Here is a 13,775-nt window from a genome sequence, read left to right on the forward strand (position 1 = left end):
TCAGTGATTAACTGTCAGGGGCTGCACACGCGGGCGGATCACCATCGATCAGTTCAAATAATCCCCCCACAGGGCTGGGTCCAACCGCGTTACAAAGTCGTCCAGAATGCCTGGGTCTTCGCGCCATTTCCCAATCGACCCCGTGTGCACAGGGCGGCGCACCTGTGTCGCACTCAGGGTCAGCACCGCGGTGGTGCTGCGTTCGGGATGGGCCATCGCGTCGTGCCACGTCAGATCACAAAACGCCGCCATCCGCGCGCCAGTGGTTGCGATGTCCTGCACCAGATCTTCATAGCGGACGTCCAGAATTTGCCCCGGCAACACCGCGCGCCAATGCGCCATCGACTGCGCGTACAGATTAAACTTCTCGGCCATCCAGTCCAGATCATAGGAATACGACAGCACAGCGCCAGAGAAATGCGATTTCCACATCGACAGCGCGATGTCTCTGGGGTCACGCCGCACGTGGGCGATGCGGGCATTCGGATAGGTCATTTTCAGGAAGCCGACCAACCGATAGTTTTCCGGCATTTTGTCGATGTAGGCGACCGTGTCTTCGGGCAAATCCGGCAGCAATCGCTGATCTTCGCGCACCAAGGCGGCGGCGTCTCGGGCCGTGAACGGCAGGTTGTGTTCAATGATGTCGCGCAGCAGAAATCCGGCGGTGCCGCGTTCGCCCAAGGGGGCGACGTTCGGGTGCAGACCAAGAACCGTTTCAACCAGTGTTGTGCCAGAACGTGGCAGCCCAAGCACAAAAATCGGTTTTGGACCCTGTGGTGCGTCGTCAAAATGCACCTCAGGTTGGGCAAATCTGTCAAGGGTTGCGCGGGTCACAGCAGCGTCTGCCACAGGGTCGTAGGGGCGCAGCTTTGCCATTTCCTTGTTCGCCAGCCCAAGCATTTTACGGGCTTGGACGGTATCGTCTTTGGCTGTCAAAACCTTGGCCAATGCAAAGAACAGACTGGCGCGTTCTTCGGTGTTTTTGGCCGCTTTGTTTAACGCAGAACGGATCTGTGGTTCCATTTTGCCGATCTCGGCTGCGGGTCGCAACAGCGTCAATTGTTCTAGTGCGTCGGGGTTGTCGGGCTGGATCGCAAGGATCGCGGTGTAGTGTTTGATCGCCTCTGCGGTGTCGCCCATTTCGACGTATTGCGTGGCCAGCCGGTAGCGGGCAGGGATGTCATCGGGCGCAAGTGCGACCGCCTTTTGCACGACGTCTAGCGCCTCTTGGGTGCGGTTTTGTCGGGCCAGCGGCAGGCTTAGCTGGGTCAGCGCCAGCACATCGTCAGGATTGATCTGCAAGACAGTTTCAAGGGCGTCGATGGCGTCTTTGATTTTGCCCAGCGAGAGCAGAATTTTGCTGCGCAGGTGGTAAATCGCCGGATTGCGCGGGGCTGCGGTTTGCGCCTTTTCGGTCGAATACAGCGCGTCGTTCTCGCGTCTTAGGGCCAGTTCGCCCTGTGCCTTTAGAAACCAGGCCTGCCAATCGTTTGGTGCGGTCGCGGCCAGTTTCGCAAGCAACGCAACAGCCGTGTCCGCCCGCCCGATCAGGATCAGCGTCTGGGCAAGGTTCTTTTGCGCCTCGGGGAAATCCGGTTGTAGTTTCAGCGCCTTTTGAAAATGCGCGATGGCTTCGTTTGGGCGTCCTATCGCGCTTGTTGCAATTCCGATAATATTCGGTGCCACAGCAGACTTAGGCGATTTTTTTGCGGCCAATTGCGCGGCTTTTAATGCGCGTTTGTAATTGCCTTGTTGTAAAAATTTTCCGGCGTCTTGCAAATCCGTTTGGTGTACCATGCTTGGGAAATAACTCACGTTATGGGTGTGTTGTTTCCATATATTTGGCAGGTTGGATTGCGCAACCGAGGCGCACGAAAACTTGATGCTCTGCGGGCAAAGTCACCAATATTGCGTGGCAACCGGCTATTTTTCGCTCACTAAACCTTCGGCAAAGGCACACAGCGTGCCGAGAGCATCGGCAAAGCGCGCGTCATCGATCGTCATCGCCACACGGATATGCCCGGCGGCTGCTGTCCCAAAGCTTTCCCCGGGCATCACCGCAATTTTATGCGCATCCAGCAAGGCATAGGCGAACTCCAGACCGCTGAGGCTCGTCGCACGTACATCCAGCATCAGATACATCGCACCTTGGGCAGGGATCAGCCCCACGGTGTTTTGGCGCGCGATGATTTCGGATGCGATGCCACGGCGACGGCGAAACGGCTCTGCGATCTCGGCCTCAAACGCCTCGCCCTGCTCCAGCGCAAACTTGGCCGCGCGCTGGATGTAGCCCGGAACCCCGTAGGTGGTGTTGGTGGCCAGATTGATCATGGCCTCGATCGCGTCTTCTGGCCCAACGATCCAGCCACAGCGCGATCCGGTCATGGCGTGCGATTTCGACATTGATCCGACGACCAGCGTGCGCTCTGCCATGCCGTCCAAAGCGCGCGGGCTGATGTGATCGCCTTCCCAGACTTGGGTGTCGTACACCTCGTCCGAGATCAGCCACATGTCGTTGTTGATACATACGTCGGCAATGCCCTGCATCGTCTCGGTGCCGTACACCGTGCCCGTGGGGTTGTTTGGCGAATTGATCAGCAAGGACCGTGCGCCAGTTTCCTTGGCCGCAGCCTCCAGATCGGCAGCACGAGGTTGAAACGCATCCTCGGCGCGGGTCGCAACGGGATGCGGGATCGCCGAGACAGAGCGCAACGTGCCGGGGTAGGTGGCGTAATAGGGATCAAGAAACAGCGCGGTGTCGCCGGGATCAAGTGCTGCATTGTGCGCGGCAAACAACGCCGATTGCCCACCGGGGGTGATCATCACGTTATCAACGGTTGTCACAACGCCAGTACGGGCCTGCACACGGGCGGCAACGGTTTCGCGCAGCTCGTCAATGCCGGGGACCAGCGCATAACCCGTATGACCATTCATCGCCTCCTGATGCATCTGCTGCAAAATTGGCGCGGCGGTCAGGATGTCATGTTCGCCCACAGTCAGCTCGACCACAGGGGTGCCAGCCTTGATCATACCGCGGGCTTTCAGGAAAACTTCCCAACCGTCTGATCCGCCGTCGCCCAAAAGGGTGGTGATACGTGTGCTAAGGTTCATGGGGTGCGCTCCGACGTTGAATTTCCGCCAAGGGGGCAGAGCGCGTTTGATTCGTCAATCGCCAGTGATCAGCACAGCCTACGTTCGGGCTGGCAAAGTCGCCTGAAGCTTCTTGGTCAACCCACTGCGCACAATGTCATAGGACTGCGTCAGGCGATCGGTAATTTCAGCGGGATCAGCACCAATCCACTGGACCCGAACCCAAGAGCGGTGAAAATAGGGGGCCTTCTCGGCGCGGCCAAGTTCGATCAACAAGGTGGCGGTTTCAACATCAGGGGTTTTGACTGACACCCCGTCGCCCAAAACGCCGATGCTGGCAAACATCTTGCCACCGATCTTCCACGCGTCATGGCCACCACCCCAAGGGTCGCTCAGCTCGGCCCCCGGAAAGGTTTCGCAAATTGCGTTGATGTCATCACGGGTCATGACACCAGAATGCCCGAAGCCACCAGTTCTGCCAAGGCCAGTTCTGCCAAGGCCAGTTCCGCTAAGGCCAGTTCCGCTAAGGCCAGTTCCGCTAAGGGTTGACCAAATGCACACCAATGCCGTAACCATTGCCCCATGACAATGAACGCAACAATTATCTGCTGCATTATCTGCTGATCTTTCTCAGCGGGTTTTTTCTGTCATTCCATCCATAGACCAGAATTGCTAAGCCCGCGCTTAACACCGCATACGACCATGCGCCGCATACGACCATGCTTAGGACCTGACTATGACCGACATCCAGCTGCACAACACGAAAACCCGCCGCAAAGAGCTGTTCGCACCCATCGACGACAAAAACGTGCGGATGTATGTCTGCGGGCCGACCGTCTACGACCGCGCCCACATCGGCAACGCGCGGCCGGTGCTGGTGTTTGATGTGCTGTTCCGGCTGCTGCGACACGTCTACGGCGCGGATCACGTGACCTACGTGCGCAATTTCACGGACGTCGATGACAAGATCAACGCAACCGCATTGGCGCGCCAGCAAGCTGGGGCGCAAGGGTCCCTCGAGGACCTGATCTCGGAGCGGACCGAAGAGACGATTGACTGGTACCTCAAGGACATGGGCGCACTCGGCGCGCTTGAACCAACCCACGCACCACGCGCCACAGGCTACATCGCGCCGATGGTGGCGATGATCGAAGACTTGATCGCCAAGGGCCACGCCTATGCCAAAGACGGGCATGCGTTGTTCCGGGTGCGGTCGTACAAAGAATACGGCAAACTGTCGGGGCGGTCAGTCGACGACATGATCGCTGGCGCGCGGGTCGAGGTGGCACCGTTCAAAGAAGATCCGATGGACTTTGTGCTCTGGAAACCCTCAATCGAGGACCAACCGGGTTGGGACAGTCCATGGGGACGGGGGCGCCCGGGCTGGCACATCGAATGCTCGGCCATGGCGCATGATTTGCTTGGGGAGGCATTCGACATCCACGGCGGGGGGAACGATCTGATGTTCCCGCACCACGAAAACGAAATCGCACAATCGGCCTGCGCCGGGCACGGCTTTGCCAACGTCTGGATGCACAACGAAATGCTTCAGGTCGAGGGCAAGAAGATGTCCAAGTCGCTTGGCAATTTCTTTAGCGTGCGCGATTTGTTGGAGCCGCATAACTCATGGGTTTCAGGTGTGCCTGGTATAGTTATCCGATTTGTGATGCTGTCTACCCATTATCGGAAACCTATGGATTGGACAGACTTAAAGGCTAGAGAAGCACTTGATACGTTGACTAAGTGGGCACAGGTTGAGGAGCCAGACGCCGCTGCACCTAGTGAAGAGATGATCAACGCTCTTGCGAACGATCTGAATACAAAAGGTGCGTTGGATGCTTTAGGGATACTCCATAAAGAGGGAAAGATTAGTGAGCTTGTCAGTTCCGCGCGCTTGTTAGGTCTAGAACTCGTCAACCCTTCATTTGTACACGATCGCTGGATGCGAGATTTATCATTGCAGTCTCAAAACCAAGAGAAGCTCAACGAAATTGAAAATCTATTGGTACTCGCTCGCGCAGAAGCAATGAAAACAAAAGACTTTTCAGTAGTAGACCGTTTGAAGGGATTGGCGAAGGCCGCTGGCGTGGAAATTCAAATGACCAAGGAAGGTGTGAAGGTAAATATCACTTCCAACTTTGAACCGTCAAAATTGGAAGCTATCAAATGACGTTACACCAAGTATTGGCACAAACACAGGATCGCGTACGACCCGAGGGTGGGGGCATCGCCCCCGACCCCAAATCTGGCCATGGGGGAGGGTCGGGTGAGATCCGTGATATTTCATGTCACGGTAAAGATTCAAACAACCTAAAGCACGCTAACCCCTTGTTAACGCAAATGTTTCGCATGCGAAACAAATCCGTATTCCGCAACATCCGCCCGTGGTGTGTCAAGACACACCTTACGATCCAAACGGGTAAGGTGTGTCTCGACACACCCCACAGCCCGAGCCGCGAAAGGGCAGCACCATGACCCGCGAACGCCTCTACCTTTTTGACACCACCCTGCGCGACGGGCAGCAAACCCAAGGGGTGCAGTTTTCAACGGCCGAGAAAATCCAGATCGCAAATGCGCTTGATGCGCTGGGCGTGGATCACATCGAAGGCGGGTGGCCCGGTGCCAACCCGACTGACAGCGCGTTCTTTGACGAGGCCCCCAAAACCCGGGCGACAATGACTGCGTTCGGCATGACCAAACGCGCCGGCATGTCCGCTGAAAATGATGACGTTCTGGCCGCGGTCACCAACGCAAACACACCTGCAGTGTGCCTCGTGGGCAAGACCCACGATTTTCACGTGACCACGGCGCTGGGAATCACGTTGGACGAAAACCTCGAGAACATCGCCCAGTCGTTCGCCTACCTCAATACCCAAGGGCGCGAGACGGTTTTCGACGCAGAACACTTTTTCGACGGCTACAAATCCAATCCTGACTACGCCTTAAAAGCGATCAAAGCGGCCTATGAAAACGGTGCCCGATGGATCGCGTTGTGCGACACAAACGGTGGCACTTTGCCTGCCGAAGTTGGCCGGATCACATCTGAAGTTATCGCAGCAGGCATCCCCGGTGACCACCTTGGCATCCACACCCACAACGACACAGAAAACGCGGTTGCCTGTTCGCTCGCCGCCATCGATGCTGGCGCGCGCCAAGTCCAAGGTACGCTTAACGGGTTGGGCGAACGTTGCGGCAATGCGAACCTGACCGCGTTAATCCCGATCTTACTTTTGAAAGAACCTTACGCGAGCAAATACGAAACGGGTGTCAGCACGGACGCGCTCGCGAACCTGACCCGCACCAGCCGGATGTTGGACGAAATCCTCAACCGCGTGCCGACCAAGCAAGCAGCGTTCGTCGGGTCGTCTGCCTTTGCCCACAAGGCGGGCCTGCACGCCAGCGCGATCCTCAAGGATCCGACCACCTACGAGCACGTCGTGCCATCCGTGATCGGCAACGCGCGGATCATCCCGATGTCGAACCAGGCAGGGCAGTCCAATTTGCGCCGCCGCTTGGCCGAAGCCGGCATCGACGTCGCACCCAAAGATCCGGCCCTTAGCCGCATTCTGGACCGCATCAAAACCCGCGAGGCCGAAGGCTATTCCTACGACACCGCGCAGGCCAGTTTCGAACTGCTCGCCCGTGATGAATTGATGATGATGCCGGATCTGTTCGAGGTGAAGCGCTACCGTGTTACCGTCGAGCGGCGTAAAAACAAATACGACCAAATGATCAGCCTGTCCGAGGCCGTTGTGGTCGTCAAAGTAAACGGCGAAAAGAAGCTTTCGGTTAGCGAATCCATGGACGAAACCGGTGGGGATCGCGGACCAGTGAATGCGCTGGCAAAGGCGTTGGCTAAAGATTTGGGGCCGTTTCAAAGTGTGATCGAAGACATGCACCTTGTTGATTTCAAAGTCAGAATCACACAAGGCGGCACCGAGGCTGTGACCCGCGTGATCATCGACAGCGAAGATGGACATGGCGCGCGCTGGTCGACCGTTGGGGTCAGCCCGAACATAGTCGATGCGTCATTCGAGGCGCTGCTGGATGCGATCCGCTGGAAATTGATCCGCGACGGGGCAGGGCAAAACGCTTCAAAATAAATGTAACCTTGACGTTACATGGTGATCTTCTTAAATGTAACCCATGAGTTACTTTTTGAGGATTCGCACATGACCCTGTCTGATGAACACATCGCCAAAGTCCGCAGCCTGGGCATGCTGGGTGTTGGCGGCAGTTGCCTGCTGTATGCCGTGCTTGCGCTGATCCAGAATCGCCCCGATCCGATGCTTTGGTTCATCCCTTTGGCCATCGGCGTGCTGGCCGCAATCGTGATCTGGACCGTGTTTCTCATCGCCGGACGCGGTGCCGCGCAGGCTGCGTCAGACGAACTGTTCTTGCAAACCACGACCAAAGCACAACGCCACGCCTACTGGATTGCGTTGTCGATGTTCGCGCTGTTTGCCTATCCGTTGATCAGCGGCATGATCACGTGGGCCACAGGGTTTGCGGCGATGGGAACCATCACAGGTGCCGCCCATCCGTTGTTGTTTGTGATCTACGAGTGGCGCGACGCATGAACGTTTTACGCAATCATCTCAAAGCTTTGCGGGCTGAGCGCAGCATGACCCAAGCTGATCTTGCGACAGCAGCGGGGGTATCACGCAAAACCATTAACACCATCGAAAATCAGGTGTTTGTGCCCTCAACCACCCTCGCTTTGACACTGGCGCGTGTGCTGGACGTCAGCGTGCACGATATTTTTGAATTGGACATAGAGTGATCAAACGTATGTTTAGCTTTATCCTGACATCTTTTGCCATCACGGGCTGCATTGCGCTGGGGTTGATCGCGTCGGACCGCCCGAAACCGTTGGAGCCGACGCAGGGCCTCGATTTCACGACGGCGATGGGCCAAGACCTAAGCCAAGTTATTGAAACCACGCCCGTCCTGATGCGCGACGGGTCCGAAATGGCTGTGCGCCTGTACGGTGCTGCGGGGGCGGATCAACCGCTGATCGTGTTGGTGCACGGGTCGGGGTGGCACGGGATGCAGTTTGACGGTTTGGCGCGCGGTTTGGCGGATCACGCCCGCGTTTTGGTGCCCGATTTGCGCGGTCACGGGGCGAACCCCGAACGGCGCGGTGATGTGGATTACATTGGGCAAATGGAGGACGATCTGGCCGATTTGATCGCAGAACAGGCACAACCGACCCAAAAGATCGCCATGCTGGGCCATTCCTCTGGTGGTGGTTTGGTCGTGCGTTTTGCAGGTGGTGAACACGGTGACATGCTGGATCGCGCCGTGCTGCTGGCCCCGTTTCTGAAATATAACGCACCCACCACGCGGCAGAATGCGGGCGGTTGGGCACACACGATGGTGCGTCGAATTATTGGGTTGTCGATGCTGAACACTTTCAAAATCACAGCGCTGAACCACCTGCCGATCATCCAGTTCAACATGCCACCAGCGGTGCTGGACGGCCCCTACGGGCACACAGCGACAACGCAGTATTCGTACCGTTTGAACGCCGGTTTTGCCCCGCGCGGCGACTACATGACTGATATCGCAGCCTTGCCTAAGTTCTCGCTGATTGTCGGAACCAAGGACGAGGCGTTCTTTGCGCATGAATATGAGCCGCTGATGCGACAGGCCACTGGCAAGGGCCGCTATCTGTTGGTAGAGGGCGAGGGGCATTTGGCGATTGTCGATGCCCCAGAAACCCTAGTCGCGATCAAAGAGGATCTCAGTGGACTTTGATAATGATCTGAACGCCTGCGCCGCACTGGTCGAACGCGGTGATCCCGCGCGGTTTCGCACTGTGATGGCAGCGCCTGTTGCTGCGCGTGCCAAACTGTTCCCGCTGTATGCCTTTAACGTCGAGGTGGCGCGCGCGCCGTGGGTGACAGCGGAGCCGATGATCGCTGAAATGCGCCTGCAATGGTGGCGCGACGCACTTGAGGAAATTGCGACAGGTGTGAGCGCGCGTCGTCACGAGGTTGTCACACCTTTGGTCGATGTTTTGTCGGCTGACACAGCTACGATGCTGGATGAACTGGTCGCTGTAAGGCGTTGGGATATTTACAAAGATGCGTTTGAGGATGAGGCTCATTTCACCAATTACATTGATCAAACAGCGGGTCATTTGATGGTCGCTGCGACCCGTAGTTTGGGTGCTGCTGAGGAAGAGGTCGTGCGCGATGCAGCCTTTGGTGCAGGGATTGCTGCGTGGTTGCGCGCGGTACCTCAGCTTGAGGCGGCCAAGCGCGTTCCGCTGCTGGATGGTCGGGCTGAAGCCGTGCAGGAACTGGCGGCTGGCGCGTTGCGGCGGTTGCAAAAGGCGCGGGCGTCAAAGGCCAAGATTTCCAAAGCCGCAAGTGCCGCGATGTGGCCCGTGGTTGGTGCCGATCAACTGCTGAAACAGGCGGTCCGTGACCCGATGTCCGTGGCCGAAGGGCGACTGGATGCACGTCCCAAACCCCTGATCTGGGCCGCGATGTTCGGGCGTTGGTAGCGCGCAAGCTTTAGATCTGTTTCCAAGCTTTGTTTAGCCATTTGCGTGGTCGGGCAGACAAAAACGGTTCTGCGTCCTTGGGGTTTAACCCGCGACGTTCCAGAAAAACAGCCAGCGCTGCCGCACGCGAGGGCTGCGTCATGTATCCGCTCCAACCTGCTTGTTCCGCTGATTGTAACTGAAAACACCCAAAGCCTGCGATGATGCAGTGCAAGTCGGTGGCCAGTTCATGTGCTCCGCATCCACCGGGCAAGCGGTCAACGATGTCAGCTAGGCGCGCATGCATCAATTCATGGGCCATCGTGTTGATGACCTGTATGGGCAGCGCCATGAGTTCGGGATTGTAACAGATCAGCGGGTTCAAAGGATCATGGTGATATTCGCCAGCGACTTCGCCCAAGGAGGTGTAATCGTGACGCCATTGCACATCGATTTTTGGCAATGGATCAACGGTGATCTGTACGTCTAGTGCCATGAGCTGCGCAATCCGGTTCGCAATTGTCTGTGCGCTCGCTTGGCCTTGCCCCTTTGGCACGTCGAAAAATTCACGGGTTGGGGTGATCAGTTACGCCGCTTTGATCCAGTTTGGGCGATGAGTGTCGACCCAATCGTAGCTTTCGTGAATCCATCCCATCATGTCGTCGCTGACAATAGATTTTGAATTCCAGAACATTAAACCGCTTGCTCTTTGGGGCGCAGCATCAGCCAGATCAGTGCGCCGCCCGCCAGCACCAGGAACGGTGCCATGGCGTAGTTGACTGCCGCCCAGCCTGTCGCCGGATCACCGCCAGAGCAGTTCATCAAACCGCCCGAGGCAAGCGAAGCCAGCGTCACGCCGCCAAACACCAGCAGGTCATTCAGGCCCTGCATACGGCCGCGTTCGTGTTCGGAATAGCTGGTGGTCAGCATGGTTGTAGCCCCGATAAAGCCAAAGTTCCAGCCGATGCCCAGCAGCACCAAAGCCACGTAAAAGTTCATGATATCAACGCCCATGAGCGCGACAATACCCGCGCCACCCAGAATTGCGATGCCCATGCCAACGATCTTTTCGACGCCAAAGCGGGCGATCAAATGGCCGGTGAAAAACGACGGTGCAAACATGGCCAGCACGTGGCCCATGACGATGTTGGACGCGTCCGCTTTGGTGAACCCACAGCCAACAACCGCCAGCGGGGTTGAGGTCATCACGAGGTTCATCAATGCATAAGAAACCATCGCGCAAATCACTGCGACGGCGATGCGCGGGGTTGTGATCAGTTCCCAACGGGTGCGGCCTTTGGGGCTGTCAGCGGTTGGTGCGGCGGGTTTTGGGATGTTGATGAAATAGAACAGTGACGAGCCGATGACGTTCAGGAAAATCACCGCGATGTAGGATCCCATGAACACGACGGGCAGGGCGTCCGAGGTCAGTTTAACCAGTTGCGTGCCGATCACGGCAGCCCCTAGGCCACCTGCCATAACGTATGAAATCGCCTTGGGGCGGTAAGCGTCAGATGCGGAATCAGCGGCGGCAAACCGGTAAAACCCTTGGGCCGACATGTAGATGCCAGTAAAGAAACTGCCGATCAAAAAGACCGGAAAACTGCTGAGATACAAGCCGTAGGCACAAATCGCGCCTGCAATCGCGCCACCCGCCGTGCCTAGCAAAAACCCTGTGCGCCGTCCGTAGCGCTGCATGATCGCTGAGACCGGCGTGGCCGACAGCATCGAGCCCAGAACAATCAGCGAAATCGGTAAGGTCGCAAAACAAATGTTGGACGCCAGTGACTGCCCCGCGAGGCCGCCAATCGTGAAGATCAGCGGCATTTGCGCGCCAAGGAACGCTTGGGCCAAGACCAGCACAAACACGTTTCGTTTGGCCAAAGCATCATTTGCGGGGGGGGCTATTGTGGCTGTCATGCCCGAGCGATAGCCGTTAGCCTGAGGGTGAGCAAGAGGGGGCGCGCGGCTGAAATGAAACTGTTACTGATCGCAGGGATGGGCGAAAGCGTTGGCCTCGCGCGGGATTTGTCAGCATTGCAGGGCGTCGAGGTCACGTGTGTCAACGAAGGCCGCGCTGTGGCCCGTGCCGCACCGCCTGCAAAAACGTATGACGGCACGTTTGCGGATGACGCCGCATTTGCCGCGTTCCTGACGGGTTTCGATTTTGTAGTCGATGCCGCGCACCCGTTTCAGTCCAAATTGGGGCAGGTGGCGGCGACCTGCGGCCTGCCGTATCTGCGCGCAACCCGTCCGGTTTGGACCGAGGACGTGGGTGAGGCGTGGATCAAAGCAAGCAGTCTGAATGCAGCAATCGACGCGATCCCACAGGGTGCGACGCTGTTTGTGGTCACCGGACGCGGGACGCTGAAACATCTGACCCACCGCACTGATTTGACTGTCTTTTGCCGCCAATTGGATCAGCACGATCAGAATTTTCCCTTGGAAAACGGACGTTTTATTTTTGGCGAAGGGCCGTTTGATGCAGACGATGAAATCGCTTTGTTTCAAATGCTTGGGGTGGATACGATGCTGCTGCGCAATTCCGGCAGCGTGGCGGGGTCCAGCAAACTAGAGGCCGCGCGCGCCTGTGGCATTCGGATCGTAATGATCGACCCACCATCCTTGCAAATTGATGCCGATCAGGTGGCTGACCTGTCGCAAATCGTAGAAAGAGTACGCGCCCATGCGGATCATTGAAACCGACGCGGACGTTTCAGAAGGGGCTGAATGGCTGGCACAAACCTGCCCGCAGATGAAAATCGCACTGGCCGAAATCGGGCCGCTGCCCTTGCGCCGGCGCGGTGACGGGTTTGCACAATTGCTCAGCGCGATTGTCAGTCAACAGGTGTCTGTGGCCTCGGCCAATGCGATCTGGAAACGGATGGAGGACCACGGTTTGACGACCGAAGCTGCCGTTCTCGCCGCCGGTGATGACGGCTTGCGCGCAGCGGGCCTTAGCCGTCAGAAAATCGCCTATTCCCAAGCGCTGGCCGCCGCCGACATCGACTACGCAGCCTTGCGCGCAGCCCCGGACGCGGACGTCATCAAAACCCTGACTGCCGTCAAAGGCATCGGCGTGTGGACCGCCGAGATCTACGCGATGTTCTCACTTGGTCGCGCCGATGTGTTTGCCCCCGGTGATCTGGCCCTGCAAATCGCCGCCCAAGGGCTGTACGATTTGCCCGAGCGGCCCTCCGAAAAACAGATGCGTGCGCAGTCGCTGGACTGGTCGCCTTGGCGGTCGGTTGCGGCGCGCACGCTCTTTGCGTACTACCACGTTGTTAAAGGCAGAGAAGGTATCACATGACACGAGTTTTAACGTCCGAGCGCCGCGAACCGGTTTCCGGTGAAGTCCGATCAATTGTCGTGTTTGTGCACGGATACGGGGCCAATGGCGCTGATTTGCTGGGCCTCGCGGACCCTTTGGGCGAACATTTGCCCGACACGTTGTTTGTGTCACCCGACGCGCCCGAGACGATTCCCGGCATGCCAAACGGGCGTCAGTGGTTCCCGATCCCGTGGATCGACGGGTCATCCGAGGAAGAAGCCGAGCGCGGTTTGAACGCCGCAGTCGAGGATTTCAACGCCTTCCTGGACGCCCTGATGGTCGACGAAGACGTGCTGCCCGAACAGGTCGTGTTGTTCGGCTTTTCCCAAGGATCAATGATGTCGCTGCATGTGGCCCCGCGCCGCGAAGACGAACTGGCAGGCGTGGTTGCGTTCTCTGGCCGTTTGTTGCGCCCGGAGCTGTTGGCGGACGAGGTTGTGGTGCGCCCACAAATCTTGCTGGTGCACGGCGATCAGGATGACGTGGTGCCACCGCAATCCTTGCAAGAAGCCGCCGAAGCGCTGCAAGGTGCTGGTTGGAAAGACGTTTTTGCCCATGTGATGAAGGGCACCGGCCACGGAATTGCGCCTGATGGGTTGAGCGTCGCCTTGGCATTTATGCGCGATAAACTGAGTCTGTAAGCAAACCGGAAACTGCAATATATTGCGTCAAACCTAGCACTTGCCACTTGCAAACCACGAGATATAGTCAAGTCATGCAGGATCGGGGGATCCCGCCCCCGAGCTGCACGTCGCGACTTTGATGTGAGCACACGGGCGAGGAACATGATTGATGGCCAGTTTGAGTAATACTCATACGACAAACAGTCTGACGAACTCTGAATTTCGAGCGGATTTTGTC

15 protein-coding genes are annotated in these 13,775 nt (G+C 57.5%); 9 read left to right on the plus strand and 6 right to left on the minus strand.

From position 1 onward, the window contains the following. Positions 1-48: 48 nt before the first annotated feature. The 4 genes from ACFIO0_RS06120 to ACFIO0_RS06135 all read right to left on the minus strand — a co-directional run bounded on the left by ACFIO0_RS06120 (position 49) and on the right by ACFIO0_RS06135 (position 3,704). On the minus strand, positions 49-1,797 hold the full coding sequence (locus ACFIO0_RS06120; protein ID WP_390914471.1) for a sulfotransferase: 1,749 nt from the start codon (positions 1,795-1,797) through the stop codon (positions 49-51). A 126-nt stretch (positions 1,798-1,923) separates the two neighbouring features. After that, positions 1,924-3,111: an aminotransferase class I/II-fold pyridoxal phosphate-dependent enzyme gene (locus ACFIO0_RS06125; protein ID WP_390914472.1), complete on the minus strand. Its 1,188-nt coding sequence runs from the start codon at positions 3,109-3,111 to the stop codon at positions 1,924-1,926. 78 nt (positions 3,112-3,189) lie between these two features. Next, positions 3,190-3,537 (minus strand): MmcQ/YjbR family DNA-binding protein, encoded by a 348-nt coding sequence (locus ACFIO0_RS06130; protein WP_390914473.1) that lies wholly within the window; start codon positions 3,535-3,537, stop codon positions 3,190-3,192. Then, the gene (locus tag ACFIO0_RS06135) at positions 3,534-3,704 is read right to left on the minus strand and encodes a hypothetical protein (RefSeq protein WP_390914474.1); all 171 of its coding nucleotides are present in this window, start codon (positions 3,702-3,704) and stop codon (positions 3,534-3,536) included. The genes ACFIO0_RS06130 and ACFIO0_RS06135 overlap by 4 nt, the downstream gene beginning before the upstream one ends. A 122-nt stretch (positions 3,705-3,826) precedes the next feature. Here ACFIO0_RS06135 and cysS point away from each other — a divergent pair, with 122 nt between their 5' ends. From cysS to ACFIO0_RS06165, 6 genes are all read left to right on the plus strand, one after another. Beyond that, complete coding sequence (cysS, locus tag ACFIO0_RS06140; protein ID WP_390914475.1) at positions 3,827-5,260, plus strand: cysteine--tRNA ligase; 1,434 nt, start codon at positions 3,827-3,829, stop codon at positions 5,258-5,260. Between the two features lie 301 nt (positions 5,261-5,561). After that, positions 5,562-7,193, plus strand: coding sequence for a citramalate synthase (cimA, locus tag ACFIO0_RS06145; protein WP_390914476.1), 1,632 nt, complete (start codon positions 5,562-5,564; stop codon positions 7,191-7,193). A gap of 69 nt (positions 7,194-7,262) precedes the next feature. Then, the gene (locus ACFIO0_RS06150; protein WP_390914477.1) at positions 7,263-7,670 is read left to right on the plus strand and encodes a hypothetical protein; all 408 of its coding nucleotides are present in this window, start codon (positions 7,263-7,265) and stop codon (positions 7,668-7,670) included. Further along, a complete protein-coding gene (locus ACFIO0_RS06155; protein WP_390914478.1) occupies positions 7,667-7,873 on the plus strand; it encodes a helix-turn-helix domain-containing protein in 207 nt (68 codons plus the stop codon). Before ACFIO0_RS06150 ends, ACFIO0_RS06155 begins: the two co-directional genes overlap by 4 nt. Continuing rightward, the gene (locus tag ACFIO0_RS06160; RefSeq protein ID WP_390914479.1) at positions 7,870-8,850 is read left to right on the plus strand and encodes an alpha/beta fold hydrolase; all 981 of its coding nucleotides are present in this window, start codon (positions 7,870-7,872) and stop codon (positions 8,848-8,850) included. Before ACFIO0_RS06155 ends, ACFIO0_RS06160 begins: the two co-directional genes overlap by 4 nt. Then, positions 8,840-9,604, plus strand: coding sequence for a squalene/phytoene synthase family protein (locus ACFIO0_RS06165; protein WP_390914480.1), 765 nt, complete (start codon positions 8,840-8,842; stop codon positions 9,602-9,604). The genes ACFIO0_RS06160 and ACFIO0_RS06165 overlap by 11 nt, the downstream gene beginning before the upstream one ends. 10 nt (positions 9,605-9,614) lie before the next feature. Here ACFIO0_RS06165 and ACFIO0_RS06170 read toward each other — a convergent pair whose 3' ends face one another. Beyond that, entirely contained in the window at positions 9,615-10,079 is a 465-nt protein-coding gene (locus ACFIO0_RS06170) for a hypothetical protein (protein WP_390914481.1), read from the minus strand. Positions 10,080-10,276: 197 nt separating this feature from the next. Beyond that, positions 10,277-11,503, minus strand: coding sequence for an MFS transporter (locus tag ACFIO0_RS06175; RefSeq protein ID WP_390914482.1), 1,227 nt, complete (start codon positions 11,501-11,503; stop codon positions 10,277-10,279). A gap of 54 nt (positions 11,504-11,557) precedes the next feature. On the opposite strand from ACFIO0_RS06175, the gene ACFIO0_RS06180 reads away from it, so the two are divergent. Genes ACFIO0_RS06180 through ACFIO0_RS06190 form a run of 3 tightly spaced genes read left to right on the plus strand, consistent with a single transcriptional unit; the run spans position 11,558 to position 13,555 of the window. Further along, a complete protein-coding gene (locus ACFIO0_RS06180; protein WP_390914483.1) occupies positions 11,558-12,283 on the plus strand; it encodes a precorrin-6A/cobalt-precorrin-6A reductase in 726 nt (241 codons plus the stop codon). Continuing rightward, positions 12,270-12,893: a DNA-3-methyladenine glycosylase family protein gene (locus ACFIO0_RS06185; RefSeq protein ID WP_390914484.1), complete on the plus strand. Its 624-nt coding sequence runs from the start codon at positions 12,270-12,272 to the stop codon at positions 12,891-12,893. The genes ACFIO0_RS06180 and ACFIO0_RS06185 overlap by 14 nt, the downstream gene beginning before the upstream one ends. Beyond that, entirely contained in the window at positions 12,890-13,555 is a 666-nt protein-coding gene (locus tag ACFIO0_RS06190; protein ID WP_390914485.1) for an alpha/beta fold hydrolase, read from the plus strand. The genes ACFIO0_RS06185 and ACFIO0_RS06190 overlap by 4 nt, the downstream gene beginning before the upstream one ends. Positions 13,556-13,775 lie beyond the last annotated feature (220 nt).

The sequence above is a fragment of the Pseudosulfitobacter sp. SM2401 genome (genome assembly GCF_042932805.1).
Lineage (GTDB): Bacteria > Pseudomonadota > Alphaproteobacteria > Rhodobacterales > Rhodobacteraceae > Ascidiaceihabitans.